21 protein-coding genes are annotated in these 26,568 nt (G+C 72.2%); 18 read left to right on the top strand and 3 right to left on the bottom strand.

Going from position 1 to position 26,568, the window contains the following annotated elements:
- The first annotated feature begins 25 nt into the window (after positions 1 to 25).
- The 7 genes from bioB to IE219_RS15365 all read left to right on the top strand — a co-directional run bounded on the left by bioB (position 26) and on the right by IE219_RS15365 (position 6,943).
- Positions 26 to 1,285 (top strand): biotin synthase BioB, encoded by a 1,260-nt coding sequence (gene bioB, locus IE219_RS15395; protein ID WP_189977527.1) that lies wholly within the window; start codon positions 26 to 28, stop codon positions 1,283 to 1,285.
- 9 nt (positions 1,286 to 1,294) lie between these two features.
- Positions 1,295 to 2,575 carry an adenosylmethionine--8-amino-7-oxononanoate transaminase gene (locus tag IE219_RS15390; RefSeq protein WP_189977996.1) on the top strand — a complete coding sequence of 427 codons (1,281 nt, stop codon included), beginning with the start codon at positions 1,295 to 1,297 and terminating at the stop codon, positions 2,573 to 2,575.
- A gap of 110 nt (positions 2,576 to 2,685) precedes the next feature.
- Positions 2,686 to 3,408: a dethiobiotin synthase gene (gene bioD, locus IE219_RS15385; RefSeq protein ID WP_189977525.1), complete on the top strand. Its 723-nt coding sequence runs from the start codon at positions 2,686 to 2,688 to the stop codon at positions 3,406 to 3,408.
- Between the two features lie 39 nt (positions 3,409 to 3,447).
- The gene (locus IE219_RS15380) at positions 3,448 to 3,792 is read left to right on the top strand and encodes a VOC family protein (protein WP_189977523.1); all 345 of its coding nucleotides are present in this window, start codon (positions 3,448 to 3,450) and stop codon (positions 3,790 to 3,792) included.
- A 143-nt stretch (positions 3,793 to 3,935) separates the two neighbouring features.
- On the top strand, positions 3,936 to 4,361 hold the full coding sequence (locus IE219_RS15375) for a GNAT family N-acetyltransferase (protein WP_189977521.1): 426 nt from the start codon (positions 3,936 to 3,938) through the stop codon (positions 4,359 to 4,361).
- A gap of 219 nt (positions 4,362 to 4,580) precedes the next feature.
- Complete coding sequence (locus tag IE219_RS15370) at positions 4,581 to 5,927, top strand: hemolysin family protein (protein ID WP_189977520.1); 1,347 nt, start codon at positions 4,581 to 4,583, stop codon at positions 5,925 to 5,927.
- Complete coding sequence (locus tag IE219_RS15365) at positions 5,924 to 6,943, top strand: hemolysin family protein (RefSeq protein WP_189977518.1); 1,020 nt, start codon at positions 5,924 to 5,926, stop codon at positions 6,941 to 6,943. The genes IE219_RS15370 and IE219_RS15365 overlap by 4 nt, the downstream gene beginning before the upstream one ends.
- Before the next feature lie 258 nt (positions 6,944 to 7,201).
- On the opposite strand, the gene IE219_RS15360 is transcribed toward IE219_RS15365, so the two are convergent.
- On the bottom strand, positions 7,202 to 8,221 hold the full coding sequence (locus tag IE219_RS15360) for a maleylpyruvate isomerase N-terminal domain-containing protein (RefSeq protein WP_189977516.1): 1,020 nt from the start codon (positions 8,219 to 8,221) through the stop codon (positions 7,202 to 7,204).
- Positions 8,222 to 8,285: 64 nt separating this feature from the next.
- On the opposite strand from IE219_RS15360, the gene IE219_RS15355 reads away from it, so the two are divergent.
- From IE219_RS15355 to IE219_RS15340, 4 genes are all read left to right on the top strand, one after another.
- The gene (locus IE219_RS15355; RefSeq protein WP_189977514.1) at positions 8,286 to 9,068 is read left to right on the top strand and encodes an SGNH/GDSL hydrolase family protein; all 783 of its coding nucleotides are present in this window, start codon (positions 8,286 to 8,288) and stop codon (positions 9,066 to 9,068) included.
- 99 nt (positions 9,069 to 9,167) lie between these two features.
- Entirely contained in the window at positions 9,168 to 10,610 is a 1,443-nt protein-coding gene (gene purB / locus IE219_RS15350) for an adenylosuccinate lyase (protein WP_189977512.1), read from the top strand.
- Between the two features lie 62 nt (positions 10,611 to 10,672).
- Positions 10,673 to 11,206, top strand: a complete 534-nt coding sequence (gene mug / locus IE219_RS15345) for a G/U mismatch-specific DNA glycosylase (protein WP_189977511.1) — start codon at positions 10,673 to 10,675, stop codon at positions 11,204 to 11,206.
- 237 nt (positions 11,207 to 11,443) lie between these two features.
- On the top strand, positions 11,444 to 12,601 hold the full coding sequence (locus tag IE219_RS15340) for an ROK family transcriptional regulator (protein ID WP_189977510.1): 1,158 nt from the start codon (positions 11,444 to 11,446) through the stop codon (positions 12,599 to 12,601).
- Between the two features lie 187 nt (positions 12,602 to 12,788).
- Here the strand turns inward: IE219_RS15340 and IE219_RS15335 are convergent, their stop codons facing one another.
- The gene (locus IE219_RS15335; RefSeq protein ID WP_189977509.1) at positions 12,789 to 13,529 is read right to left on the bottom strand and encodes a GntR family transcriptional regulator; all 741 of its coding nucleotides are present in this window, start codon (positions 13,527 to 13,529) and stop codon (positions 12,789 to 12,791) included.
- A 537-nt stretch (positions 13,530 to 14,066) separates the two neighbouring features.
- Here IE219_RS15335 and IE219_RS15330 point away from each other — a divergent pair.
- The 6 genes from IE219_RS15330 to IE219_RS15300 all read left to right on the top strand — a co-directional run bounded on the left by IE219_RS15330 (position 14,067) and on the right by IE219_RS15300 (position 24,863).
- Entirely contained in the window at positions 14,067 to 14,906 is an 840-nt protein-coding gene (locus IE219_RS15330) for an alpha/beta fold hydrolase (protein ID WP_189977508.1), read from the top strand.
- 983 nt (positions 14,907 to 15,889) lie between these two features.
- Complete coding sequence (pdxR, locus tag IE219_RS15320) at positions 15,890 to 17,362, top strand: MocR-like pyridoxine biosynthesis transcription factor PdxR (protein WP_189977507.1); 1,473 nt, start codon at positions 15,890 to 15,892, stop codon at positions 17,360 to 17,362.
- Positions 17,363 to 17,516: 154 nt separating this feature from the next.
- On the top strand, positions 17,517 to 19,136 hold the full coding sequence (locus IE219_RS15315; protein ID WP_189977506.1) for an alkaline phosphatase D family protein: 1,620 nt from the start codon (positions 17,517 to 17,519) through the stop codon (positions 19,134 to 19,136).
- 85 nt (positions 19,137 to 19,221) lie between these two features.
- Positions 19,222 to 20,589 (top strand): SWIM zinc finger family protein, encoded by a 1,368-nt coding sequence (locus IE219_RS15310; RefSeq protein ID WP_189977504.1) that lies wholly within the window; start codon positions 19,222 to 19,224, stop codon positions 20,587 to 20,589.
- An 85-nt stretch (positions 20,590 to 20,674) separates the two neighbouring features.
- Complete coding sequence (locus IE219_RS15305; RefSeq protein ID WP_189977502.1) at positions 20,675 to 23,350, top strand: DUF7824 domain-containing protein; 2,676 nt, start codon at positions 20,675 to 20,677, stop codon at positions 23,348 to 23,350.
- Positions 23,351 to 23,438: 88 nt separating this feature from the next.
- Positions 23,439 to 24,863: a GNAT family N-acetyltransferase gene (locus IE219_RS15300; RefSeq protein WP_189977500.1), complete on the top strand. Its 1,425-nt coding sequence runs from the start codon at positions 23,439 to 23,441 to the stop codon at positions 24,861 to 24,863.
- Here IE219_RS15300 and IE219_RS15295 read toward each other — a convergent pair.
- Positions 24,790 to 26,001, bottom strand: coding sequence for a trans-sulfuration enzyme family protein (locus IE219_RS15295; RefSeq protein WP_189977498.1), 1,212 nt, complete (start codon positions 25,999 to 26,001; stop codon positions 24,790 to 24,792). The two genes, IE219_RS15300 and IE219_RS15295, sit on opposite strands and share 74 nt — an antisense overlap.
- A 60-nt stretch (positions 26,002 to 26,061) precedes the next feature.
- On the opposite strand from IE219_RS15295, the gene IE219_RS15290 reads away from it, so the two are divergent.
- Positions 26,062 to 26,559: an Lrp/AsnC family transcriptional regulator gene (locus tag IE219_RS15290; protein ID WP_189977496.1), complete on the top strand. Its 498-nt coding sequence runs from the start codon at positions 26,062 to 26,064 to the stop codon at positions 26,557 to 26,559.
- Positions 26,560 to 26,568 lie beyond the last annotated feature (9 nt).

Raw genomic sequence — 26,568 nt, 5'->3', positions numbered from 1 at the left:
GTGCGGTAGGCCAGGATCAGCCCTTATGGACCTGCTGAACACGCTGGTGGAGAAGGGGCTGCGGCGCGAGTCGCCGACCCGTGAAGAGGCGCTCGCCGTACTGGCGACCTCCGACGACGAACTGCTCGATGTGGTGGCGGCCGCCGGCAAGGTGCGCCGGCAGTGGTTCGGGCGGCGGGTGAAGCTGAACTACCTCGTCAACCTGAAGTCCGGGCTGTGCCCCGAGGACTGCTCGTACTGTTCGCAGCGGCTCGGTTCCAAGGCCGACATCCTCAAGTACACGTGGCTGAAGCCCGGCGAGGCGTCCGAGGCCGCGGCGGCGGGCATCGCGGGCGGCGCGAAGCGGGTCTGCCTGGTGGCGAGCGGCCGGGGGCCGACCGACCGCGACGTGGAGCGCGTCGGCAGGACCATCGAGACCATCAAGGAGCAGAACGAGGGCGTCGAGGTGTGCGCCTGCCTCGGGCTGCTCTCCGACGGCCAGGCCGAGCGGCTGAAGTCGGCGGGCGCCGACGCGTACAACCACAACCTCAACACCTCCGAGGCGACGTACGGCGGGATCACCAAGACCCACACGTACGCGGACCGGGTGGACACCGTGCAGAAGGCGCACGCGGCGGGCCTGTCGGCCTGCTCGGGCCTGATCGCGGGCATGGGCGAGGCCGACGAGGACCTGGTCGACGTGGTGTTCGCGCTGCGCGAGCTGGACTCGGACTCGGTGCCGGTCAACTTCCTGATCCCGTTCGAGGGCACGCCGCTGGCGAAGGAGTGGAACCTCACCCCCCAGCGCTGCCTGCGAATCCTCGCCATGGTCCGCTTCGTCTGCCCCGACGTGGAGGTGCGGATCGCGGGCGGCCGCGAGGTGCACCTGCGGTCGATGCAGCCGCTGGCGCTGCACATCGCCAACTCGATCTTCCTGGGCGACTACCTGACCAGTGAGGGCCAGGCGGGCCGGGCCGACCTGGACATGATCGCGGACGCCGGCTTCGAGGTGGAGGGCGCGGGCACGACCACGCTGCCCGCGCACCGCGCCGACGCGCTCGCGGCGGCGGGCGGTGGCTGCGGCTCGCACGCCCCGGCGGGTGGCGGCTGCGGTTCCGAGGCGTCGGCCGGCTGCGGCGGGCACACGGACGCGGCGGCCGGTGGCGGCTGTGGTCCATGCGGCGGCCACGCGGAGGCCCCGGCCGCCGCTCCCGCCGCCGCCTCTGCTTCTGCCTCGGAGGCGCGAACCGACCTGGTGGCGGTGCGCCGCCGCGGCGCCGGCACGGACCTCGCCCCGAACGCGTAACGGGTGACGATGCGCAACGACGAACTCCTCGCCCTGGACCGGGCGCACGTGTGGCATCCGTACGGCCCCATGCCGGGCCGTACGGAGCCACTGGTGGTCGCGTCCGCGTCCGGTGTGCGTCTGCACCTCGCCGAGCCGGTGGAAGGACGGTCCGACCTGGTCGACGGCATGTCCTCGTGGTGGTCGGCTGTGCACGGCTACAACCACCCTGTGCTCAACGAGGCGGCGCGCGGGCAGCTCGACCGGATGAGCCACGTCATGTTCGGCGGGCTCACCCACGAGCCGGCCGTGCGGCTCGCGGCCCGTCTCGTCGAGATCACGCCCGAACCGCTGCGGCACGTCTTCCTCAGCGACTCCGGCTCCGTGTCGGTCGAGGTCGCGGCCAAGATGTGCCTGCAGTACTGGCGTTCGCTCGGACGGCCCGCGAAGCGGCGGCTGCTCACCTGGCGCGGCGGGTACCACGGCGACACCTGGCAGCCGATGTCGGTGTGCGACCCCGAGGGCGGGATGCACCAGCTGTGGTCGGGCGTGCTCCAGCAGCAGGTGTTCGTGGACGCCCCGCCGACCGCGTACGAGGAGTCGTACGCGCAACTGCTCCGCGACGCGATCGCCCGGCACGCGGACGAGCTCGCCGCGGTGATCGTGGAGCCGGTCGTCCAGGGCGCGGGCGGGATGCGCTTCCACGATCCGGCCTACCTGCGGGTGCTGCGCGAGGCGTGCGACGCGCACGGCGTGCTCCTCGTCTTCGACGAGATCGCGACCGGCTTCGGCCGGACGGGCACGCTGTTCGCCGCCGACCAGGCCGGGGTGTCACCCGATGTGATGTGTCTGGGCAAGGCGTTGACGGGCGGTTACCTTTCGATGGCGGCGACGCTCTGCACGAGCGAGGTCGCCGACGGCATCTCGAAGGGTGACGTGCCCGTGCTCGCGCACGGTCCGACCTTCATGGGCAACCCGCTGGCCTCGGCGATCGCCTGCGCCTCGATCGACCTCCTTCTCTCCCAGGACTGGGAGCGGGAGGTCAAGCGGATCGAGAGCGGACTACGCGAAGGGCTCGCGGGCACGGAGGACGTGCCCGGCGTCCGTGACGTGCGGGTGCTCGGCGCGATCGGGGTCGTCCAGCTCGACCACGACGTCGACATGGCGGCGGCGACCCGGGCGGCGGTCCGGGAGGGCGTGTGGCTGCGCCCCTTCCGGGACCTCGTCTACACGATGCCGCCGTACGTGACGGGTGACGACGACCTGGCCCGGATCTGCGCGGCGGTGCGCGCCGCCGCGACCGCGGGCTGACCGGCGCTCCGGCGCCGGGGCACCGGCGCGCCGGCCCACCGGTCGGCGCGTCGGGTTATCAGCACGTCAGGTGGTCGGCACGTTCGTACGAGACGAGAAGGACACAGAGCATGGGCATCATCGTCGTCAGCGGGACGGGGACGGAGATCGGGAAGACGGTCGTCACGGCGGCCGTCGCCGCCGCGGCCGTCGCCGCCGGCCGGTCCGTCGCGGTCCTCAAGCCCGCGCAGACCGGGCTGACCGCGCGGGAGCACGGCGACGCGGACGAGGTCGTACGGCTCTCGGGCGCGAAGACCTCGGCGGAGCTGGCGCGCTACCCCGAGCCCCTCGCCCCGGACACCGCCGCCCGGCGGGCGGGCATGGCCCCGGTCGGCCCCGCGCGGACCGCCGAGGCGGCGCGGGTACTGGCGGAGGAGCACGACCTGGTGCTCGTCGAGGGCGCGGGCGGCCTGCTCGTGCGCTTCGACGAGGACGGCGGCACGCTCGCCGACGTGGCGGGCCTGCTCGGCGCGCCCGTGCTCGTCGTCGCCCCGGCCGGCCTCGGGACGCTCAACTCGACCGCGCTGACGGCCGAGGCCCTGCGGTCGCGCGGGATCGAGCAGCTGGGCGTGGTGGTCGGGAGCTGGCCGGCGGCCCCGGACCTCGCGGCATTGTGCAATCTCACAGATCTGCCCCGGGTGGCGGGCGCTCCGCTGCTCGGCGCGATCCCGGAGGGTGTGGGCCGCCTGGAGCCCGCGGCGTTCCGCGCGGCGGCGGCCGACTGGCTGGCGCCGGCGTTGGGCGGCGAGTGGGACGCGGGCGCCTTCACGCGCGCGTTGGGCATCCGCCCCTGAACGCGTGCCCCGTGCCTCTTCGCTCCCTAGGGTGAGGGGATGCGCGCACAGGTACAGGAACTCGTCCTCGACTGCGGCGACCCGGCCGCGCTGGTCCGCTTCTGGGCGGGGCTCCTCGGCGGGGACCCCGTCGACCGGAGCCCCGACTGGTCGTACGTCGAGCCGCCGGGCTTCGTACGGATCGCGTTCCAGCGGGTGCCCGAGGGGAAGTCCGCGAAGAACCGGCTGCACCTGGACCTGGAGGTGCCCGATCCGGAGGCGGCGGCCGACGAGGTGCTGCCGCGCGGCGCGGTCCGGGTCGGCGGGCTCGTCACCGACGCGCAGGGTTCCTTCCAGGTGATGCGCGACCCGGAGGGCAACGAGTTCTGCTTCGTCGCCGGGTGAGGCCCGCACACGGGGTTGACGCCGACGCCGAACGGACGGACACCGCACGAACCGCGAAAGGGTCCATCGCACGCGTGCGTGGCCCCCGGTCCACGGAACGGAATGTGCTGGCGACCGCCATGACCGCATGGTGGTATCTGGCAATGATCGACATACGTCTCCGTGCGGCCGAGCCCGCCGATGCCGCGTCCGTGCTCGCCTTCTGGCGGGAGTCCGCCGAGGGCACCTCCATCTCCGACGACCTCGGTGGGGTGACCCGTCTGCTCGAACGCGATCCGGAGGCCCTGATCCTCGCCGTCGACGGGGACCGGATCGTCGGCTCCGTGATCGCCGGCTGGGACGGTTGGCGCGCTTCGCTCTACCGGCTCGCGGTGCTCCCCTCGTACCGCAGGCGCGGTCTGTCGAAGGCCCTCCTGAAGGCGGCGGAGGAACGATTCGCCGCGCTGGGCGGGCGCCGCTGCGACGCGATGGTCCTGGAGGCGAACGAGCGGGCGCAGCACGCATGGGCCTCGGCGGGGTACGAACGGCAGGAGCAGTGGCGTCGCTGGGTGAAACCTTTTCCGGCGTGATCATGCACACCTGGAACGATCTACCCGCTACTTTGCCCATCCTTTACCATAGAATCTCCTTCCCGCAGATCTGACGACCGAAAGGTGTGAACGTCCGCCCATGGGCGAGCCCCCCAGTAGTGCCGATACCTCCGTCCGACAGAGCACCGGTCCCGATTCCGGCGGCCGACATCGCGCGTTCCCCCTCCCCCTGCCCGATCATGGGACGGAGGTGAACCGATGACCGAAGTGCTTCTGCTCCTGGTGGCGCTGCTCCTCTCCGTCACGTGCGGCGCGTTCGTGGCGGCGGAGTTCTCACTGACCACCGTCGAACGGAGCGAGCTGGAGAAAGCCGTCGAGCGCGGCGAACGCGGCGCGGCCGGCGCGCTCAAGGCCGTCAAGTCGCTCACGTTCCAGCTCTCCGGAGCCCAGCTGGGCATCACCGTGACCAACCTGGTCGTCGGCATGCTGTCCGAGCCCTCCATCTCCAAGCTGATCCGCGGCCCGGTCGAGGCCCTCGGCCTCTCCCCCGCCGTGGCCTCCTCCATCGCCCTGGTGCTCGGCACCGCCCTGTCCACCGTGGTCCTCATGGTGGTCGGCGAGCTGGTCCCCAAGAACTGGGCGATCTCCTCTCCGCTCGCGGTCGCCAAGGTCGTGGCCACGCCCCAGCGCGTGTTCACCGCCGCCTTCAAACCGCTGATCAGCCACCTCAACAACACCGCCAACCGGATCCTGCGCCGTCTCGGCATGGAGCCGGCCGAGGAGCTGGCGTCCGCGCGCTCCCCGCAGGAGCTGGTGGCGCTCGCACGCCACTCCGCGAAGGAGGGCGCGCTGGAGGCGGACACCGCCGAGCTGTTCGTGCGCACCCTGAACCTGGCCGAGCTGACCGCCGAGAACGTGATGACCCCGCGCGTCCAGGTGACCGCGCTGGAGGTGCAGGCCACCGCGGAGGACGTCGCCAACGCGACCCGCGCCACCGGTCTGTCCCGCTTCCCCGTCTACCGCGGCAACCTCGACACCGTCGTGGGCATCGCCCACATCAAGGACGTCCTGGCCATACCGGCCGAGGAGCGCAGGCGGCGCCGCGTCGGCGACATCGCGCGCGAGCCGCTGCTCGTGCCCGAGACGCTGACTGTGGACAAGCTGCTCGACCGGCTCTCCGGCAAGCAGACGATGGCCGTCGTCATCGACGAGTACGGCGGCACGGCCGGGGTCGCGACCCTGGAGGACATCGTCGAGGAGGTCGTCGGCGAGGTGCGCGACGAGCACGACCCGCACGAGACGCCGGACCTGGCGCGGGCGGGCGCGGACGAGAACGGCCGCGCGCTGTGGTCGGCCGACGGAGCCGCTCGTACCGACCAGTTGGAACGCATCGGACTGAAGGTCCCTGACGGGCCGTACGAGACCCTCGCGGGCGTGCTCGCCACCGACCTGGGCCGGATCCCGGCCGTTGGCGACAGCGTGGAACTGGGCGGCTGGCGCCTCGACGTCGTCGACGCCGCCGGACGCCGCGCGGCGCGCGTACTGCTGCACGCGCCGCTGCCTCAGGAGACGGACGGGGACGAGACCGGGGAGGCCCGCCGATGATCGCGATCCAGTTGATGATCGGCCTGCTCACGCTGGTCGTGAACGCGTTCTTCGTCGGCGCCGAGTTCGCCCTGATCTCGGTCCGGCGCAGCCAGATCGAGCCGCTGGCCGAGGCCGGCGACCGGCGGGCCCGCAGCGTCGTGTGGGGTCTGGAGCATGTCTCCGCCCTGCTCGCGGCGGCCCAGCTCGGCATCACCCTCTGCACCCTGGTGCTCGGCATCGTGGCGGAGCCCGCCATCGCGAGCCTGCTGGAGCCCGTCTTCGACGCCGTCGGCGTGCCGCACGGCCTGGTCCACCCGATCTCCTTCGTGATCGCGCTGACCGTCGCCACCTACCTGCACATGCTGCTCGGCGAGATGGTGCCGAAGAACATCGCACTGGCCGAACCGGCCAAGAGCGCGCTGATCCTCGGCCCGCCGCTGGTGGCCCTGGCGCGCGCCCTGCGACCGGTGATCTTCACGATCAACGCCTTCGCGAACGCGCTGCTCAAGCTGCTGCGGGTGGAGACGAAGGACGAGGTGTCCGCGACGTTCTCGGACGACGAACTGGCCCGCATGGTCACCGACGCGAGCGACGCCGGCCTCCTCGACGACCGCGCGACCGAGCGGCTGCACGACGCCCTGGAGCTGGGCCGCCGTCCGGTCCGGGACGTGGTCATGCCGGTGGAGAAGGTGATGTACGCGCAGGTGGGGACCACTCCGGAGGAGCTGGAGTCGCTGTCGGCGGAATCGGGCTTCTCCCGTTTCCCCGTCGTCGACTCCGGGCGTCGCATCCTGGGTTACCTGCACGTCAAGGACGCGCTGGACATCACCCCTCGTGACCTTCCGTTCCCGGTGTCGGCGCTGCGTCCGATCGCCCGCGTCCGGGCGGCCACGCCGCTGGACGACGTGCTGACCGCGATGCGCCGCAGCCGTACCCACCTGGCCGCCGTGCTCGGCGAGGACGGCAAGCTGACCGGCCTGGTCACGATGGAGGACGTGCTCCGCGAGCTGGTGGGACGCCCGGCGGCACCGTAACGCCGCCCGCACCGCCCCTGCGGAAAGCGAACGGCCCCGGGATCTCGGATCCCGGGGCCGTTCCCCGTGCGCGCGACGCGTGCGCGACCACGGCCGTACGCACCCGGCCGCGAATCCGCGAAGGGTGACGGACGGCATACGGTTGACGCCTCCCCGTCCGGCACGAGGTCGCCGACGCCGACCGCGGTCCAGCCACGAGAACCGCCGCCGATGGCGATCCGCTCTCGAAAGGTCACGGGCGCCCATCGCCGTCCGGCTTCAGAGACCTCCGGCCGCGAGCCAGTCGTCGAGGAGGCCGCGGTCCCCGGTGAGGGTGAAGCGCGCGTCGTCGGCACCGTACCGGCGGTGCAGCAACAGGAGCAGGTCGCCCGCGTCCGCCGTCACGTCGGCGGTCGGGGTGCCCCTGGCGCTCCCTCGACTCCATGTGAAACCGCCCCCGCCGAGGACGAGCGTCCAGACGGTGCGGCTGTCGCGCGCGGTGAGCCGGAGCACGGCGCCGTCGCGGTCGAGGTGGGCGAGCGGCTCGGCGAGCCAGGGAACGTGGGGCGCGGTGGCGAGGAAGTGGTCGAGCGCGTCGGCGGCCGCGCCCGGATCGAGCGGGCAGGCCGTGCCGGTGAGTGCGATCTCGGCGTCGGCGAGGTGGACGAGCGTCTCGGCGAGGACGTGGCGCGGGTAGTGGCGTACGGACGGGTCGGCGCCCGGCGACCACACCGGCGCGTCGGGGTCGGCCGCGCGGGCGGCCCGGGTGAAGCCGTCGGCACGCGCCGAGAACCAGTCGGGGCGCGCGAGGGGGTCGGCCGGCGGGTCGAGGGCGAGGTCGCCGGGGCGGACGCGGGTGGCGGGGCGCGCGGTCACGAGGTGCTCGGCCCAGCCGTGGACGGTGCCGAGGTGGCGGGTCAGGTCGCCGAGGTCCCAGCCGGGGCAGGTCGGCACGGGCGTCGCCGGATCGGCGCGGCGAACGGTGTCCGCGTACCGCCGGGCCGCCTCGGCCACGGTGTCGAGGGTGGCGTGGTGGTCGTCCTGGTCGAGGCCGAACTCCTCGGAGACCTGTGCCAACTCGTCGCGCCAGGCCCCGGGGGGCTGCCGCAGCGCGACCTCGCGGAAGAGGACGTCGAGCGCGCGCCGGTCCGCGGCGCCGAGCCCGGCGAAGGCGTGACCGGTCTGTTCCAGCCACTTCACGGCCGTGTCCGGGTCGAGCACCTCCTCGTCGCTGGTCTCGACCGCCGTCACCAGCCCGGCCAGCGCCTCGGCCAGGGCGTTCAGGAGCGCGTCGCTCATCGGGTTTCCCCTCCCGGGTTCTCCACAGCACCCACGCATACCGCGCGGTATGATCGGCTTCGCCATGGAGATCAATGCCACGTACAACAGTCTCGTCGCCGTCGGTGACAGCTTCACAGAGGGTATGTCGGACCTGAGGCCCGACGGTTCCTACCGGGGCTGGGCGGACGTCCTCGCTGGCCGGCTCGCGGCCCGCGCGCCCGGCTTCCACTACGCCAACCTCGCCGTGCGCGGGAAGCTCATCGGACAGATCGTCGAGGAGCAAGTCCCCCTGGCCGCCGGGATGGAGGCCGATGTGGTGACCCTGGTCGGCGGCCTCAACGACACCCTCCGCCCCAAGGTCGACATGGGCCGCGTGAAGGGGCTGCTGACCGAGGCCGTGGAACGCCTCACACCCGCCTGCGGGCAGCTCGTCCTGATGCGCAGCCCCGGCAGGAACGGGCCGGTGATGGAACGTTTCCGTCCCCGCATGGAGGAGCTCTTCGCCCACATCGACGAGCTGGCCGCCCGGCACGGCGCCCTCGTCGTCGATCTGTACGGGGCCCCGGCCCTGGGCGACCCGCGCCTGTGGGACGTGGACCGGCTGCACCTCACCGCCGACGGCCACCGCCGGGTCGCCGAGGCCGTGTGGCAGACGCTCGGCCTCGCCCCCGAGAGCGACTGGCGTACGCCGCTGCCGCCGACCGCCCGGCCGGGCTGGGTGACGCGCCGCGTCGAGGACGCCCGCTTCGCCAAGGAACACCTGGGACCGTGGATCGGCCGTCGGCTCACCGGCCGCTCGTCCGGCGACGGCCTCCCCCCGAAGCGCCCCGACCTGCTGCCGTACGAGACCCGTTCCGAGGTCTGACCGGACGACGGACGCCTGACGGGTGACCTGCGTCTCGTAGCAAACTCCAGCTCGGGCCACGGCGCTGGCCTGCAGAAATCGCCAGTAGAATCTGGACACGTGACTGCTGCGACTGTGAAGCCCCGTATCCCCAACGTCCTGGCCGGCCGCTACGCCTCCGCGGAGCTCGCCGTCCTCTGGTCCCCCGAGCAGAAGGTGAAGCTGGAGCGCCAGCTGTGGCTCGCCGTACTGCGCGCTCAGAAGGACCTCGGGATCGAGGTTCCCGACGCGGCCGTCGCCGACTACGAGCGCGTCCTCGACCAGGTCGACCTCGGTTCCATCGCCGAGCGCGAGAAGGTCACCCGGCACGACGTGAAGGCCCGCATCGAGGAGTTCAACGCCCTCGCCGGGCATGAGCAGGTGCACAAGGGCATGACCTCGCGCGACCTGACGGAGAACGTCGAGCAGCTCCAGATCCGCCTCTCCCTGGAGCTGATGCGGGACCGTACCGTCGCGGTCCTCGCCCGTCTGGGCAAGCTGTCCGCCGAGTACGGCGAGCTGGTCATGGCTGGGCGTTCGCACAATGTCGCCGCGCAGGCCACCACGCTCGGCAAGCGTTTCGCGACCGCCGCCGACGAGCTGCTCGTGGCGTACGGCCGCCTGGAGGAGCTGCTCGGCCGCTACCCGCTCCGCGGCATCAAGGGCCCGGTCGGCACCGCCCAGGACATGCTCGACCTGCTCGGCGGCGACGCGGGCAAGCTCGCCGAGCTGGAGCAGCGGATCGCCGGCCACCTCGGCTTCGCGCACGCCTTCACCTCCGTCGGCCAGGTCTACCCCCGTTCGCTCGACTACGACGTCGTGACCTCGCTGGTCCAGCTGGCCGCCGCGCCGTCGTCGATCGCCAAGACGATCCGCCTGATGGCCGGCCACGAGCTGGTCACCGAGGGCTTCAAGCCGGGCCAGGTCGGCTCCTCGGCGATGCCGCACAAGATGAACACCCGCTCCTGCGAGCGCGTCAACGGCCTCATGGTCATCCTGCGCGGATACGCCTCGATGACCGGCGAGCTGGCCGGCGACCAGTGGAACGAGGGCGACGTCTCCTGCTCCGTGGTCCGCCGCGTGGCCCTGCCGGACGCCTTCTTCGCCCTGGACGGCCTGCTGGAGACCTTCCTCACCGTCCTCGACGAGTTCGGAGCCTTCCCCGCGGTCGTCGCCCGTGAGCTCGACCGCTACCTCCCCTTCCTCGCCACCACCAAGGTCCTCATGGCGTCGGTGCGCGCCGGTGTCGGCCGCGAGGAGGCCCACGAGGCGATCAAGGAGAACGCGGTGGCCTCGGCCCTCGCCATGCGCGAGCAGGGCGCCGAGCGCAACGAGCTGCTCGACAAGCTCGCCGCCGACGCCCGCATCCCGCTGGACCGCGCGCAGCTCGACGAGCTGATGGCGGACAAGCTCTCCTTCACCGGCGCCGCCGCCGACCAGGTCGCCACCGTGGTGTCCCGGATCGAGGAGCTCGTCAAGCAGCACCCGGAGGCCGCCGCGTACGCCCCCGGGGCGATCCTCTGACCCGGACCCGCCGGTTCACCCGTGAGGAGCTGGAGGCCGCCCGCGACCGCGTCGTACCCGACGTGGCCGAGGGCGGCCTCGCCGTTCTCTTCTGCGGCATCAACCCCGGGCTGATGACCGCCGTGACCGGCCACCACTTCGCGCGCCCCGGCAACCGCTTCTGGCCGGTGCTCCACCTCTCCGGCTTCACCCCGCGACAGCTGCGCCCCGACGAGCAGGACGAGTTGCTCGCGTACGGGCTCGGCATCACCAACGTGGTCGCCCGGCCCACCGCGCGCGCCGACGAACTGAGCCGCGAGGAGTACGTCGAGGGCGGCCGCCTCCTGACCGAGAAGGTCCTGCGGCTGAAACCCCGCCTGCTCGCGGTCGTCGGCGTCACCGCGTACCGCACCGCTTTCGGCGAACCGAAGGCCGTGATCGGCCCGCAGGAGCGGACGATCGGCACCACACGGGTCTGGGCGCTGCCCAACCCGAGCGGGCTCAACGCGCACTGGACGACAGAGACCATGGCCGAGGAGTACGCGCGCCTGCGTGAGGCCGCCGACCTGCCGCGAGCAACTTCGGAATCGGATCCCGAGTCCCCCACACAGCCGTGACCGCACGGCCCTGGCGACAGCCTGCGGCAGCGGTCCGGTGAACCGACGGGCTGTCCTCCGTGGGGAGTTGGCGCCGCGTCAACACGCGTAGCTCCGTACCCCGACCCGGGCGGTGGGACCATCGCTCGGGTCTCGGGGCGGACACGGCCCGGACACGGCCCGGGGGCGGGCCTCGCCGCTTCCGGAACCATTGAGTACCCTTCGCCTCAGACGGGGTACGAGCTGGGAGGACACACGGTGGGGCGGCTGACCGGCGGGGATCCGTCTCTGTTGCGGCGGATCAATTCCGCCGTGGTACTCCATGCTCTGCGCGGCTCCGACGCCCGCACGCTCACGGATCTCACCCGCATCACGGGTCTCTCCCGTCCCACCGTCGAGGGAGTCGTCGAGGGGCTCATCGAGGGCGGGCTCGTCGTCGAGACCGCGCCCGAGGAGGGCGGGGCCCGGCGCCAGGGCAGACCGGCCCGAAGATTCAGGTTCCGCGCCGAGGCGGGGCACCTGCTGGGCATCGAGATCGGCCCGCACCGCGTCGCGGCCCTCCTCTCCGGCCTCGACGGCCGGATCATCGGCGCCGGCGCCCGCGAGGTGTCGGAGACCGCACCCGAGGACGAGCGCCTGGACAAGGTGCGGACGGTCGTCGCGGACGTCCTGCGCCGGGCCGGCGTGCCCCGTTCGAATCTGCGCGCCGTCGGCGTCGGCACCCCCGGGATCGTGGAGGCCGACGGTACGGTGCGTCTCGGCACCGCACTGCCCGGCTGGACCGGGCTCGCCCTCGGCGAGCGGCTGCGCCGCTCCTTCCGGTGCCCCGTGATCGTGGAGAACGACGCCAACGCGGCGGCCGTCGCCGAGCACTGGAAGGGTGCGGCGACCGACTCCGACGACATCGTCTTCGTCCTGGCCGGGCTGAGCCCCGGGGCGGGTTCGCTGATCGGCGGTCGGCTGCACCGGGGGTACGGCGGCGCGGCCGGCGAGATCGGCGCGCTGCACCTGCTGGGCCGCGGCGAGACCCCGGAGCACCTCCTGTCGACAACCGACGAGCCGCTGCACCCGCTGGACGAGCAGGCGGTGGCCGAGGTCTTCGCACTGGCCAAGAAGGGTGACGTACGGGCCGAGGCCGCCGTGGAGCGGTTCACCCAGCGCCTGGTGCACGACGTCGGCGCGCTCGTGCTCGCCCTCGATCCGGAACTGGTGGTGGTCGGCGGCTGGGCGGCCGGCCTGGACGGGGTGCTCCAGCCGCTGCGCGAGGAGCTGGACCGTTTCTGTCTGCGTCCACCGCGCGTGGTGCTCTCGATCCTCGGTGAGGCCGCCGTCGGCACCGGCGCACTGCGCCTCGCCCTCGACCACGTCGAGGAGCAGCTGTTCGCCGTCGAGGGCAGCGTGACGGCCCGCCGCTGACGGTCCTCGAAGCGCGGAACCCGCATTCCCGCCGTAGCACTCTCCCTCAGGGACGTTCCCCTTCAGGGGTGTTCATCAGATCATCCTGATGTCGACATGAAGACGGCTCGACCCCCTGAAGAGAGGTCGAGCCGTCTTCGTACCGCCATCACAGAACGCGCCGGATCCCGATGCCGTCGTGCAGTGGTCAGGAGGCCATGGCCAGGTCGACGGAGTCGCCGAAGGTGAGCCGGCAGGTGTCGGCCCGGTAGGTGGCGACGGAGACCGCGGCGGTACGGCCGCCGGAGAGGTAGCGGGTCGTCACGACCAGCACCGGCGAACCGGGCAGCCGGTCCAGCTCCTTGGCGTCGTCGGCGCGGGCGGAACCCAGCTCCACCGAGCGGTCCTGGCCGTCGAGCACCAGGTTCTGGAGCTCGCACAGGACGGCGCGGGCGCGGGCGGCACCGACGGGGGCGTCGATCGCGTCGAGGCCCGGCACCGAGCCGGCGGGCACGTAGAGCAGCTCGGCGGCGACGGCCTGACCCTGACTGAGGCGCAGGCGGCGCACCAGGTGCACCTCCTCGCCGGCGGCCGTCTCCAGGAGGCGCGCGACCGCGACGGGCGCGTCGCCCGGGATGGCGTCCTGGGCCAGCCAGGCGTCGTCACCGACACCGGGCCAGACCTGCTGCGTGGTGGAGACGTCGACGCCGACGCGCGGCGGCGCGACCGTGGTGCCGACCCCGCGGCGGCGCTGGAGGCGGCCTTCCAGCTCCAGCTGCTCCAGGGCCTGGCGGAGCGTGGCACGGGCGACGCCGAAGCGGGCCGCGAGCTCGCGCTCGTTGGGCAGAATCTCGCCGACCGTGAAGTCGGAGTCGAGAGCCTCGCCGATCACCGTCTTGAGGTGCTGGTACTTCGGTTCCTGTACCGATTCCAGCTGCGTGGTCCCCACCCTGTCCTCCGCAATTCGCCGTGTCCCGCGGCGTTTCCGCGCCCTTGTTTATTAAAGGTTCCTGCACTAACTCTGCGAGAGTAAGGCGCGCCACGACCTTGGTCAAGACCAATCCTCCGTCGAAAGTCCGGAAATGTAGCCCTCTGACCTTGATCGTTCACAGGACGTTCGCACCATCGTGAGGATCGACACCCCCTGGACCCCGTCCGGTGGCCCGACGGTGGGTTCCGGGGCACCGATGAAGCATGCGAAGCGGCTACCCCAGAGGACGGAAAGAGGCGGCAGGGCGTTCCGTCGCCCTGCCGCCTCTCTTCACCGCTTCCGCGCGCGGACTTCCGTTCGCCATCACCGCTCACGGCTCCACCCGCCGTCCGCGACTCCCCGCCCGCACTCTCCGCCCGCGACCGCGCCCCCCGATTCAATCGATCGGCACGCGCCCGCGTGCCGATCGATTTTCGGCAGGAGCCTTGCCTCTTGGGCTACCCGTCGGTAATTCTTGCTGACGCAACGTCTAAGAAGACCTGCGAGGGGGCCTCCATGCCGGCACGGATCGCGTTCGAGTTCGAGACCCCGCGGGGTGAGCGCCGCACGACATCCCTGGCGTACGAACGCCGCGGCCGGGGCGAGCCGCTCCTCCTGCTCCACGGAATCGGGCACCACTGGCAGGCGTGGGAGCCGGTCCTCGACATCCTGGCGACCGAACGGGACGTCGTCGCCGTGGACCTGCCCGGCTTCGGGGCCTCCGACGGGCTGCCGCAGGACTGCGCCTACGACCTGGCGACCGTCGTCCCCGTCCTCACCGCCTTCTGCGCGGCCGTCGGCATCGACAGGCCCCACGTGGCGGGCAACTCCCTCGGCGGGCTGCTCGCGCTTCAACTCGGCAGCGAGAAGGCCGTCCGGTCGGTCACCGCGCTCTCCCCCGCCGGTTTCTGGTCCGAGAGCGAGCGCCGGTACGCCTTCGGGACCCTCCGCGCCATGCGCGGCGCGGCCCTCTCCCTGCCGGTTCCGCTCATCGACCGGCTCTCCCGCACCCCGGCCGGGCGCACCGTGCTCACCAGCACCATCTACGCCCGGCCCGGACGCCGTTCACCCGAGGCGGTCGCCGCCGAGACGCTCGCCCTGCGCGAGGCCACCGGCTTCCACCAGACCCTCGCCGCAGGACGTGCCGTCCTCTTCCGGAACGACATCCCCTCGCTTCCGGTCACGGTCGCCTGGGGCACCCGGGACCGCCTGCTCCTGCGCCGCCAGGGCGCCCGCGCCAAGCGGGTCCTCCCGGACGCCCGGCTCGTACGGCTGCCGGGCTGCGGCCACGTGCCGATGAACGACGATCCCGCGCTGGTCGCCCGCGTCCTCCTCGACGGCAGCGCCACCGGCTGAACCGGCCCCGGCATCGACCGCGTCCGCCGTGTCGGCCGCGTCCGTCCCGCTCGTCCGCTTCCTCCGACGGGTCAGCAGGCCGGTGCCGAGCGCGGCCCCCGCTCCCACGAGAAGGCCGCCGACCGCCTGGGGCAGACCGAGCACGGCCTCACCGACGGCCGCGGCGCTCAGGGCGGCGGCCACCGGGATGGCACCGGTATAGAGCGTGGCACGCTCCATACCGATCTTCTGGACCGCCATGTAGAAGAGGACGAAACCGACGACGGTCGCGAGGACCGCCTGCCACAGCAACGCCCCCGCCTCCACCCCGGTCGGCATCCGCACGAAACCGGCACCGTCCACGACGATTCCGATCAGCGTCGCCTCCACCGCGCCGACACCGCACACGGCGACCGTCAGCAGCCGCGGGCCGAGCGGCCGCAGGACGGGCACGGCGAGCACGGTGAAACCGACCTCGCCCGCCAGCGCCACCGCCGACCATCCGAGCCCCGCCAGGTCGGTACGTCCCCACCCCTGCACGGTGAACGCGCCGGCGGCGACGAGTAGCGCCCCGTACAACACGACGGGGGCAGGACGCCGACCTTCGAGCAGCGGCACGAGAACGGCGACCACCACTGGGGCGCAGCCGACGACGACACCGGGAACGGCCGGTTCCGCCGTCCGTTCGGCGGCGAGGACGGCGAGGTTGAACCCGACCATGCCGACGCCGGCGAGAACGGCGATCCGCACCCACTGGCCGGCGGTGAGCAACCGCAGTGGCGCGAGCCCGCCACGGCCGAGCATCGGGAGCAGCAGAAGGCAGGCGGCCCCGTACCGGAGGGCCTGCCCACCCGCGTACGGGTAGTCGCCGAGCAGGCCGTTGGCGGTGAAGGAGGCGCCGACGAGGGCGTAGGCGAGGGTCACGAGCAGGACCCCGCGCAAGGCGTTCGCGTTCATGGTCCTGACGGTAGGAAGCCGGGCGGTCCGGGTTAAGGTCCACTTCCATGACGCCATCGGGGACCACTTCGGGCAGGACACCGGAACCGGCCTCCCCCCTCCGGGACGCCGCGGCGCAACCGGCCTGGGAAGTACTGCTCCCCGCCGCCGGTGCTCCCGCGCGCCGACGGGGGCGGGCCCTCCAGGAGGCGCTGCGCGAGGCGGTCCGCTCGGGAAGACTCGCGGGCGGCACACGCCTGCCGTCGAGCCGGGCGCTCGCCGCCGATCTGGGGGTCTCCCGGGGTCTGGTCACCGAGGCCTACGAACAGCTCACCGCAGAGGGCTACCTGCGCAGCGGCCGGGGGGCGGGCACCTGGGTGAGCGGCACGGTCCGGACGACGCCATCCCCGACGGGCACCAGCACGCGGACCGTCACCCGGTACGGCTCCGGCGTGACGATCGACTTCCGTCCCGGCACCCCCGATCTCTCCCTTTTCCCGCGCGCGGCATGGGCGGCGGCGCAGCGCGCGGCCCTCGCCGAACTGCCTCACAGCGCGTTCGGCTATCCGGATCCGCGCGGCCTGCCCGCGCTCCGGGTGGCACTCGCGGCGATGCTGACGCGGCGGCGCGGCGTGGTCGCGGACCCCGATCGGCTGGTGGTGTGCTCGGGGGTGGCACAGGCGACGACGCTGCTCGGCTTCGTCCTGCGCGCACAGGGCCACGACGGGGTGGGGGTGGAGGATCCCGGCAGTCCGGAACACGGCCGGCTCTTCGCCGCGACCGGCCTGGAGACCGTATGGCTCCCGCTCGACGGGGAAGGGCTGCGTCCGGAACCGCTCGATGGGTCGGAGGTGCGGGCGGTGGTGGTGACGCCGTCGCACCAGTTCCCCTCCGGCATCGCGTGGTCGGCGGAGCGGCGCGGCATGCTCCTCGACTGGGCGCGGAAGGTCGACGGCTACGTCCTGGAGGACGACTACGACGGCGACTTCCGCTACGACCGCGCCCCGGTGGGGGCCCTGCAGGGGCTGGATCCCGAACGGGTCGTGTACACGGGCTCGGTCAGCAAGTCACTCGCGCCGGCGCTGCGGCTCGGTTGGATGGTGGTTCCGAAGGCACTCGTCGACGAGGTCGTCGAGCGGAAGCGGACGATGGACCTGGGCCATCCCGCACTCGACCAGGCCGCGCTGGCACACCTGGTGACGACCGGGGGCTACGACCGGCAACTGCGCCGCTGCCAGCGCGCCTACCGGGAACGCCGTGACGTCTTGCTGGCGGCACTGGCCGAGCACTTTCCCGGCACTTCGGTGACCGGGATCGCGGCCGGCCTCCACGTGATCGCCCGCCTCCCCCGCCGGTACGGGCCTCCGGAGCGGTTCCTGACGAAGGCGGCGCGCGCGGGCGTGGGCCTGCACCCCCTGGAGGAGTACGGGACGGCTCGCCCGGCGGATGGGGACGTACGGCTCGTCATCGGGTACGCGCACCTGTCTCCGGCGACGATCGCGGCAGGAGTCTCACGGGTGGCGGAGAGCCTCGACGGGTGACGAACGACGGTGGGGCGATCTGTTCACGTGGGGTTCGCGCGGGCGCCGTTCCCGGCCGTTAGGCAGGGGTCCGGCGCCGCCCGTCCTTCCGGGAGGCGCCTTCGGTACTCGTCGTTGTCCCGGTTCGGCCGGGATCCGCTCTCGGAGGCCCTGTATGTCCACGAACCCGCCTGGTTCGTCTCCTGTCGCTTCGTCCTCTGCGGTTCCGTCCGCTCCCGCTCGCCGCAGTCTGCTGCGCGGTTCCCTCGCGGTTTCCGCGGGGCTCGCTCTCGGCGGCGCGGGGTTGACTGCGCCGGCGTTCGCGTTGTCCGGTCGCCCGAAGGCGGCCTGGGGCGTGCAGACCGGCGACGTCACCGCGCGTTCCGGGCTGGTGTGGGTGCGCTCGGACCGGCCCGCCCGGATGATCGTCGAGACCTCGTCGACGGAGTCGTTCCGGAAGGTCCGTCGTCATCATGGTCCGCTGCTGGGAGCGGGCACCGATTTCACGGGGACGACGGCCCTGCGCGGTCTGCCTCCGGGCGAGCAGGTCCACTATCGGGTCCTCCTGGCCGACCCCACCGACCCGCGGCGTACGGGCGAGCCGGTTCTCGGTACCTTTCGCACGGCTCCGGAGCGGCGGCGCGACGGCGTGCGTTTCCTCTGGTCCGGGGACATCGCCGGCCAGGGGTGGGGCATCAACCCGGACATCGGCGGGTTCCGCGCGTACGAGTCCATGCGCCGTCTCGATCCCGACTTCTTCCTGTGCAGCGGCGACACCATCTATGCCGACGGGCCGCTGCAGGCGGCAGTGACGCTGTCCGACGGACGGGTCTGGCGCAATGTGATGACGGAGGAGAAGGCGAAGGTCGCCGAGACTCTCGCCGAGTACCGGGGGAACTTCCGCTACAACCTGCTCGACCACAACGTCCGGGCTTTCAACGCGCAGGTGCCGACGGTGGTCCAGTGGGACGACCACGAGGTGCGCAACAACTGGTACCCCGGGCAGATCCTGGACGACGCGCGCTACGCGGAGAAGAGCGTGGACGTGCTCGCGGCGCGCGCGTCGCGGGCCTTCACCGAGTATTTCCCGGGCTCCACGTTCCCGGCGGGCGCTTCGGCCGCCAAGGGCCGGATGCACCGGGTGGTCCGGTACGGGCCGCTGCTCGACGTCTTCGTGCTGGACATGCGTTCGTACCGAAACGCCAACTCTCCGGGCCAGCAGGCGGACGACACCACGGGCATCCTCGGCGCCGAGCAGCTCCGCTGGCTGAAGCGGGAGTTGGCGCAGTCGCGCGCGGTGTGGAAGGTGCTGGCGGCCGACATGCCTCTCGGGCTTGTCGTGCCGGACGGGGCGACCGATTTCGAGGCCGTCGCCCAGGGCGATCCGGGAGCACCGCTCGGGCGTGAACTGCAGATCGCCGAGTTGCTGCGTTTCATCAAGCACCGGCGGATCACCGGCACGCTGTGGCTGACCGCGGACGTCCACTACACCTCGGCGCAGCACTACGCGCCGGAGCGCGCGGCCTTCAAGGACTTCGCGCCGTTCTGGGAGTTCGTGTCCGGGCCGCTGGCGGCGGGTGGCTTCCCCGCGAACAAGCTGGACGGGACGTTCGGCCCGGACCGCGTCTTCGTGCGGGCGCCCGAGCGGTCGAACCTGTCCCCGATGGAGACTCCGCAGTACTTCGGCGAAGTGGACATCGACGGCGACAGTGGCGAGCTGACGGTCCGTCTGCGGGCTGACGACGACACGGTGCTGTTCACGAAGGTGCTGCGGCCTGGTCTGGTGGGACAGTAGCCTGTCGGTCGGCCTGAGCAAAGTTATCCACAGGCTGGCCTGTGGACACGAGCGGATGTCAGTGGCAGGCCCTACGGTCGTTTCCATGACGCGATCCGTACAGGCACTCGCCTACGCACGCCCTTCCTTCCTCGCCTCCACGGCCTCCGGTCGCCTCCTCGGTCTGGAGACGGCCGGAGGGCTCACCCCTCGTGGGGCGGAGGCGCACCCGCGTTTCTTCTCCGGCTTCCTGTCCTCCCCGCAGATCGCCGCGCGCGGTCTGCTCGCGGTGGCCGACGTGGCCGCGGCCCGCTATCACCAGCGGCCGAGACCGGGCTCGCTGGACCCCGTCGTGACGGGGAACGGGGACCGGCTTCGGTTCGAGTCCTTCTCCGGCTGCGGCGGGGTGTACGCCCGACTGGATGTCCTCGCCGAGGGTCTGGGCGGGGCGGAAACCGGTCACGGTACGACGAACGTGGACGTGAACGACCCCCTGCGCGAGGCGTTGTCCCGGATGACCGGGGACGATCCGATGCATCTGCGGGTGGGCCCCGACGAGATGGCGGTGTCGACGCTCGGTGGTTCGGTGGTGGAGAAGAAGGTTCCGCTGCCCGACCGCTGGCTGCGCGGGTTCGCGGAGGCTCAGGTCGCCACGGCCGGGTTCGATCTGCGTGCCGAGCTGACCGGCGCGGAGGCCGTACGGTTCCTGCGCGGTCTGCCGCGTTCGCCGGGGCGGGGACGGGCCCCGTTGTGGGTCGCGCAGACGGGCAGGGCCCTGCGTCCGACGACGCGTCCGGGAGCGGGCTCAGTGTGTCTGCCGGGTCCCGAGCGGCTGGCGGCGCTCGACCGGGTGCTGCGCTTCGCCACGGGACTGCGGGTGTACGGCCCGGTGCCGGACGGGGCCGCCGCTCCCAGCGCCTGGGAGGTGACCCTGCCGGGGATGCGGCTGACGCTCACGCTGTCTCCCGACACCTCCCGGGGGTTCTCCGGGGAGGGCGGAGTGCTGGAGGCCCTCGCGACGGATGAGGCTGCCGCGGACGCGGAGCTGGTCGGTGTGCTCCTCGCCTGGGAGCCGCGGATCGATCCGGCGGATCTCGCCGAGCAGGCGGGGCTCACCGCCGACCGGGTCCGTGCGGCCCTCACCCGGCTCGGTACAGCCGGCCGGGTGGGTTACGACGTGGCGGACGCGGCCTACTTCCACCGGGAGCTGCCGTACGAGGCGGACCGGGTCGAGCGGCACAATCCGCGTCTGATGTCCGCACGCCGACTGGTCGCGGAGGACGCGGTGACGCTCGACGGGGATCTGGCCACGGTGGCGTCGGGCGAGCGGCGGTACCGGGTGCGGGGATCGAACGGGCCGCTGAGCTGCACCTGCGCGTGGTGGGCGGATCACCGGGGGCGGCGTGGGCCGTGCAAGCACGCGCTGGCGGTGCGGATGGTCCGTCGGGGCATGACGACGGGAGCTGTGGCATGACGACGACGGTCGGGGCGCCCGTGGGCGCGGTCGTGAACGAGGGGTGGAAGTGATGGGGGCGGGAGTGATGGTGCGGACGGCCGGGATGGACGACGGCTCGGGCGTCGACGCGCTGCTGAAGGCGGTGCGCGAGGGGCGTGCCGACAAGGTGCCGGGGCTTCTGGCGCCGATGGGGGCGAAGGCCCGTAAGGACGCGCTGATCCAGCTCAAGACGCTGCGTTCCGAAGTCCGCTCCTGGGACTGGAAGCGGTGGACGGAAGCGACCCGTGTCCGACGGGCGCTGTACGTGGCGGGGGCGGGTTGTCATACGAGCTCCGCCTCCGCCGCGGTCTGGTTGGGCGGGCGCGACCTGCTCAGCTGGCGTACGGAGGACGGGTTCCTGGCTCTGCGGGTGCTGGCGGACCGTGACGCGGCGTGGCGAGCCGACGTGGCACACCGGCTCGCCGCCAAGCCGACGACGGCCGAGGAAAGCTACGGTCTGATCCGCGGCCTGGTGGAGGGCTCGGGAGCCACGGTGCCCGCGACGGACGGCTATGTGCTCGGCTGGACCCGGGCGGTCACGGACGACAAGCTTCTGGAACGGCTGCGGGAGGACCCGCAGACTCCGGTCCTGGTGAGCCATGCCCTCTCCATGCAGCAGACGCCCGAGCGACTGGCCTGGACGAGCGAGGCCGATTCCTCGACGCACTGGACGGCCGCGCTCGCGACCCTGGCGGGCGAAGGAGTACTGGACCGGGGAGAACTCGTCGACCTGTGTGTGTCGAGGCTGCTGAGGGGCGGCCGGCAGCGGGATCTGCGGTTCCCCCTCGGTCTGTTGCAACTGGTGCCACCGAACGCGGAGGAGCGGAAGGACCGTGTGGCCGACTGGGTCGGGATGACCGCCGACGGCACGTCCCCCGTAGCGGGATACGCCCAGAAGATACTGACCGGGCTGGCCCTGGAGCGGTCCCTGCCGAGCGGGGCCTTCGCCGAGATGACCGCCGGGGTGCTGTTCCGTACCGAGAAGAAGCTGCTGCGTGCCCAGTTGTCCCTGGTGGACAAGGTGCTCGCCAAGGAGCCGAAGCAGGCCGCCGAGATGCTGCCGGTCGTGGCCGATGCCTTCGGGCACGACGACTCCGAGGTCCAGGAACGGGCGCTGCGGGTGGTGGCCCGGCACCTCAAGGCCGTCGACGAGCGGGTGCGCCGTGATCTGGCCGACGCGGCGTCGCTCCTCGGCCCCGCGCACCGGTCGGCGGCCGAGGCGGTGTTCGGCGGGGCTCTCGGTGCGCCCGACCTCCCGCCCTATGAGGAGGTTCTGCCTCCCGTGCCGGAACCTCAGTTCATGCCTGGGCCGGTGGGCACTCTGGAGGAGCTGATGGAGGACCTGCTGGTGCAGCAGCGGCGTCCGGGCAGCCCGATGGAGTTCGAGCGGGCCATGGATGGTCTGGTCCGTCATGCGCACGGCGCCAAGGAAGAAGTGTCGTCGCAGGTGCGGGAGGCTTTCTCCGACGCGTACTGGCAGGACACGAACGCCTTCTCCCGCCGCCACGACTTCGACTACTTCCAGCACGGACCGCGCGGTCTGGACGCGGTGCTCGCCGCGCTCGTGGGGAAGGTGAAACAGAAACGGATCGAAACGGGGCTCGGTCAGCCCGTCCCGATGACCGCGTGCGTCCACGGGGCGATGGAGACGACGCGGGACGTCCGGATCTGGGAGATCGCCCATCTGATCGGCGGCGGCACTCTGCCGCTGCTGTTGTCCACCCCGACCCGGCACACCGGCGGGATCGACCCGCTGGAGCTGGTGGAACGGCTGCGGGTGTACGCGGACGCCGGCGTGGAACCCGCGCCGGTGGACCTGGGGTACGCCCTGCTGCGCGTACGCCGCCATGACCCGTCGGCGGAGGGGGCCGCGGCAGAGGCCGAGGCGCTGGGCAGCGAGGCCGGGACGCGGTTGGCCTCGTGGCTCCGGTCCGGCGCCCCCTTCGAGGCGACCGTCCGGTTCCATCCTCGCTCGGAGGAAGGGGGGAAGCGCTGGTACCTGGTGGACCGGATCCTGGTCGAGATGGCGAAGCGTCCGGACCTCCGGAAGGACTTCCCCAAGGTCTTCCACTGGCTCGGCGGTGGTCTGATGCCGAACGCGCGGCGCTGCTACCACTGGGACCAGGTGCCGGACCACTGGGCTACTCTGCTCCCTTCCGATCGCGAACTGCTGGCCTCGTGTCTGCTGTCGTCCATGGCGAGTGCGGTGGACGGGGACACGGCGCGGGACGTGACAGGTCCTCTGACCCTGCTGGCCGAGGGAGAGGGACCGGTGGGCCGGGCGGTCGCTTTGGTCCTGGCGTTCGGGCTCGGCTGCCGCGATGCGGACGACAGGCTCCGAGCGGTGGACGCCCTGCTCGTGCTGGCCTCCCGGGGAGACCTTGATGTCCACCAGGTGGGCAGGGATCTGGCCTGGCTGCTCGCGGAGCGTTCGATGAAGCCGAACCGTCTGGCGGACGCGGCCCGGACCGCCGCCGCGACGGGGGCGTACGGAACCGTGTGGACGATGCTGTCGACCGCGCTGCCTGTGCTGCTGGAGGCCGAGAAGCCGATGCGGGGGCTGGGGGAGCTGCTTGCCGTGGCGGCGGACTGCGCGGAGAAGTGCGGGGCGACCGGGGAACTCCCCGGGCTCGATCGGCACGCCTCGGCGCGGGGTACGTCGCAGTTGGTGGCCCAGGCCAAGAGGCTCCGGAACGCACTCCGCCAAGGGATCGATCAGGGCAAGACAGAGATGCCCTAAAACAGTCAGAAATCCTCCAGATCGCCACTTAACCCGCCAGTCACAAAACGTTCGTGATCACGCAACACCTCTAAGTCAGAGTGAAGTCATGACCGATGTGACGTCCTCGAAGAGCAGCCGCCGCCCGCACCACTGGCGGCACGACCTGATCGAACTCGCGGCCCTGTTCACCGCCGTGGTGGTGGCCGACACGATCGCCAAGACCATCGTCAAGGGACCCGACGGACCCTACCTGCTGGCGTTCTCGGCGATCGCGCTGGCCGCCACCGCCGGCTTCCACACATGGTGGGCACGAAGGCACAGCCACGCCCCACCCGTCACGGACAGGGGCACAGCCGTCGAGCTGCTCACGCCCGGTGCCTCCGAGCGGGCCGCCGGTGCGGAGTCCCTCGCCGATCCTGCTCCCGCCTCCGAGACCGTGCTGTGGCGGATGCGGACCACGGTCGACGACGCGCCGGGAAGCCTGGCATCGCTCTGCGCCGTATTGGCACGGCACCACGTCGACATCCTCACCCTCCAGACCCACCCCCTGACCGAGGGCACGGTCGACGAATTCCTGCTCCGCGCCCCCGACACGCTCCCCGCGGAAGTGCTCGCCCGTGGGATCGGGCTCGCCGGCGGGCGTGACACCTGGACCGAGCGGGCCGACGCCCACGATCTGGTCGACACCCCCACGCGCGTCCTCGGACTCGCCGCCCGTACCGCGCTCGACGCCGCCGAACTACCGCTCGCACTGCGCCAGCTGCTCGGCCGGTGCACCCTGCACTCGGTACCCGCCGTCTCACTGACCGGTCGGCCCACCGGGGAGCAGACCCCGGTCGAGGGGGTCCTCGAAGACACCCTGATGAAGCTGCGCGACCCCAGCGGGGGCACTCTGCTGATCGAGCGCCCCTACCTGCCCTTCACCCCCACCGAGTTCGCGCGGGCCCGGGCTCTCGTCGAACTCGACGCCCGGCTCGGGCCGCGTGTCCCCCGGAGCCAGGACGTCCTCACCCTGCCCGAAGGGAACGAGATCACCGTCCGCCGCGCCGATCAGCGCGACCTGGCGGCAGCCCGCGCGATGCACGACCGCTGCTCCGCCCGCACCCTGAACCTGCGCTACCACGGCCCCGTCGGCGACGCCGACCGCTACCTCGACCACCTGCTCAGCCCCCGCTTCGGACGCACCCTCGCCGTGCAGACCGCGTCCGGCCGCCTCGTCGCCCTCGGGCACCTGCTGTGGGACGGTGACGAGACCGAGGTCGCCCTCCTGGTGGAGGACGACTGGCAGCGGCGCGGAATCGGCTCCGAGCTCCTCGGCCGGCTCGTGGCGATGGCCGAGAAGACCGGATGCGAGAGCGTCTACGCCGTGACCCAGTCGTCCAACACCGGCATGGTCGCCGCGATGCGGGCGCTGAACCTGCCCCTCGATTACCAGATCGAGGAAGGCACCCTGGTGATCACCGCCCGGCTGTCCTCGGACCCGCGACGGAGTGAGCCCTCCCCTCAGCAGGCGCGGCGGAGCGAGCGCTGAGTGCCTGAGTGAGGTCCCGCCACAGGTCCTCGACGTCCTCCAGGCCCACCGACATCCGCAGCAGACGGTCGCTGACACCCGCGGCCCGGCGGTCGCCCTCCTGCACGATGCGGTGACTGATGGAGGCCGGGTGCTGGATGAGGGTGTCGACGCTGCCGAGGCTCACCGCCGGCGTGATCAGCCGGACGCCGGCGATCACGTCGTGCGGATCCCCGTACACCTCGAAGGAGACCATCGCCCCGCCGATCGCCGGATAGTGCACCCGGGCGATGCGCGGGTCGGTGGCCAGGCGTCGTACCAGTTCCGCCGCCGTCGCGGAGGCCGCGCGCACGCGGACGGGGAGGGTGGACAGTCCCCGGAGGAGGAGATAGCCGGCCAGCGGGTGGAGCACGCCACCCGTGGCGAAGCGGACGCGGCGGAGTTCGCGGGCGAACTCCTCGTCGCAGGCGACCACACCGCCCATGACGTCGCCGTGCCCGCCCAGGTACTTGGTGGCGCTGTGCAGGACGATACGGGCACCGAGACCGGCCGGGCGCTGGAGGACCGGGGTGGCGAAGGTGTTGTCGACGAGGAGCGGCACCGAGCCGCAGGAGTGGGCGACGGCCCGGATGTCCACCTCGGCCAGGGTCGGGTTGGCCGGCGACTCCACCATGACGAGGCCCGTGTCCGGGCGGATCGCGTCGGCGACGCCCGCCGGATCGGTCCAGGTGACCTCGGTGCCCAGCAGCCCGGCGTCCAGGAGGTGGTCGCTGCACCCGTACAGGGGGCGTACCGCGACGACGTGCCGCAGTCCCTGGCTCGCGCGGGCCAGGAGCACCGCGGTCAGGGCGGCCATGCCGCTCGCGAAGGCCACAGCGGCCTCGGTGCCTTCGAGGCGGGCCAGGGCCTCCTCGAAGCGGGCCACGGTCGGGTTGTCGAGCCGGGCGTAGACCGGCGGGCCGTCGAGCCGGGCGCCGGTGGCGGCGAACTCGTCGATGCGGGCGGCCTCCGCCCGGGCGTCGTACGAGGGGTAGGTGGTGGACAGGTCCAGCGGCGGGGCGTGCAGTCCGAGCTCGGCGAGGTCTTCCCGGCCGGCGTGCACGGCTTCGGTGGCGAGCGCCCTCGGGGTGGCCGAGGGGGCGTGATCCATGGCGTCCATGGGCGGCACTGTGAACGGATACCGGGAAGTAGTGGTGAGCATCCGTGTTACGTTCGCCCGATGGCCGATTCTGTCGTACTGGACACGGTCGATCTGCATATTCTTCGCCTCCTGCAGAACGACGCCCGGACCACCTATCGCGAGCTCGCCGCAGAGGTCGGCGTGGCCCCCTCCACCTGCTTGGACCGGGTGGCCCGGCTGCGTCGCACCGGTGTCGTCCTCGGGCACCAGCTACGGCTGGATCCGGCCAAACTCGGCCGCGGGCTGGAGGCGTTGCTGCTGGTCCAGGTCCGCCCCCACCGACGGGAACTGATCGGTCCGTTCGTGGATCGGATCCGGGCCCTGCCCGAGTCACGGGCGTTGTTCCATCTCACCGGGCCGGATGACTACCTCGTGCACGTGGCCGTCGCCGATCCGGCTGACCTGCAACGACTCGTTCTCGACGAGTTCACCTCGCAGCGCGAGGTGGCACGGGTCGAGACCCGGCTGATCTTCCAGCAGTGGGAGTGCGGTCCCCTCATGCCGCCGGGTGCGGGAGCGTCCTTGTCAGCCGTGTGAGCGGAACCG

Origin of the sequence: Streptomyces termitum (assembly GCF_014650175.1) — a bacterium.
GTDB lineage: Bacteria > Actinomycetota > Actinomycetes > Streptomycetales > Streptomycetaceae > Streptomyces > Streptomyces termitum.
The sequence above is the reverse complement of the archived record's forward strand: the minus strand, read 5'-3'. Positions and strand labels throughout refer to the sequence as shown.

Bases quoted from the DNA above. Each gene is read 5' to 3' on its own strand.
- IE219_RS15375 (WP_189977521.1), top strand. From the start codon at position 3,936: ATGATCGACATACGTCTCCGTGCGGCCGAGCCCGCCGATGCCGCGTCC.
- IE219_RS15355 (WP_189977514.1), top strand. From the start codon at position 8,286: ATGGAGATCAATGCCACGTACAACAGTCTCGTCGCCGTCGGTGACAGC.
- IE219_RS15315 (WP_189977506.1), top strand. From the start codon at position 17,517: ATGTCCACGAACCCGCCTGGTTCGTCTCCTGTCGCTTCGTCCTCTGCG.
- bioD (WP_189977525.1), top strand. From the start codon at position 2,686: ATGGGCATCATCGTCGTCAGCGGGACGGGGACGGAGATCGGGAAGACG.
- IE219_RS15370 (WP_189977520.1), top strand. From the start codon at position 4,581: ATGACCGAAGTGCTTCTGCTCCTGGTGGCGCTGCTCCTCTCCGTCACG.
- IE219_RS15310 (WP_189977504.1), top strand. From the start codon at position 19,222: ATGACGCGATCCGTACAGGCACTCGCCTACGCACGCCCTTCCTTCCTC.
- pdxR (WP_189977507.1), top strand. From the start codon at position 15,890: ATGACGCCATCGGGGACCACTTCGGGCAGGACACCGGAACCGGCCTCC.
- IE219_RS15330 (WP_189977508.1), top strand. From the start codon at position 14,067: ATGCCGGCACGGATCGCGTTCGAGTTCGAGACCCCGCGGGGTGAGCGC.
- IE219_RS15295 (WP_189977498.1), bottom strand. From the start codon at position 26,001: ATGGACGCCATGGATCACGCCCCCTCGGCCACCCCGAGGGCGCTCGCC.
- IE219_RS15360 (WP_189977516.1), bottom strand. From the start codon at position 8,221: ATGAGCGACGCGCTCCTGAACGCCCTGGCCGAGGCGCTGGCCGGGCTG.
- IE219_RS15365 (WP_189977518.1), top strand. From the start codon at position 5,924: ATGATCGCGATCCAGTTGATGATCGGCCTGCTCACGCTGGTCGTGAAC.
- IE219_RS15305 (WP_189977502.1), top strand. From the start codon at position 20,675: ATGGACGACGGCTCGGGCGTCGACGCGCTGCTGAAGGCGGTGCGCGAG.
- bioB (WP_189977527.1), top strand. From the start codon at position 26: ATGGACCTGCTGAACACGCTGGTGGAGAAGGGGCTGCGGCGCGAGTCG.
- IE219_RS15380 (WP_189977523.1), top strand. From the start codon at position 3,448: ATGCGCGCACAGGTACAGGAACTCGTCCTCGACTGCGGCGACCCGGCC.
- IE219_RS15390 (WP_189977996.1), top strand. From the start codon at position 1,295: ATGCGCAACGACGAACTCCTCGCCCTGGACCGGGCGCACGTGTGGCAT.
- IE219_RS15300 (WP_189977500.1), top strand. From the start codon at position 23,439: ATGACCGATGTGACGTCCTCGAAGAGCAGCCGCCGCCCGCACCACTGG.
- IE219_RS15290 (WP_189977496.1), top strand. From the start codon at position 26,062: ATGGCCGATTCTGTCGTACTGGACACGGTCGATCTGCATATTCTTCGC.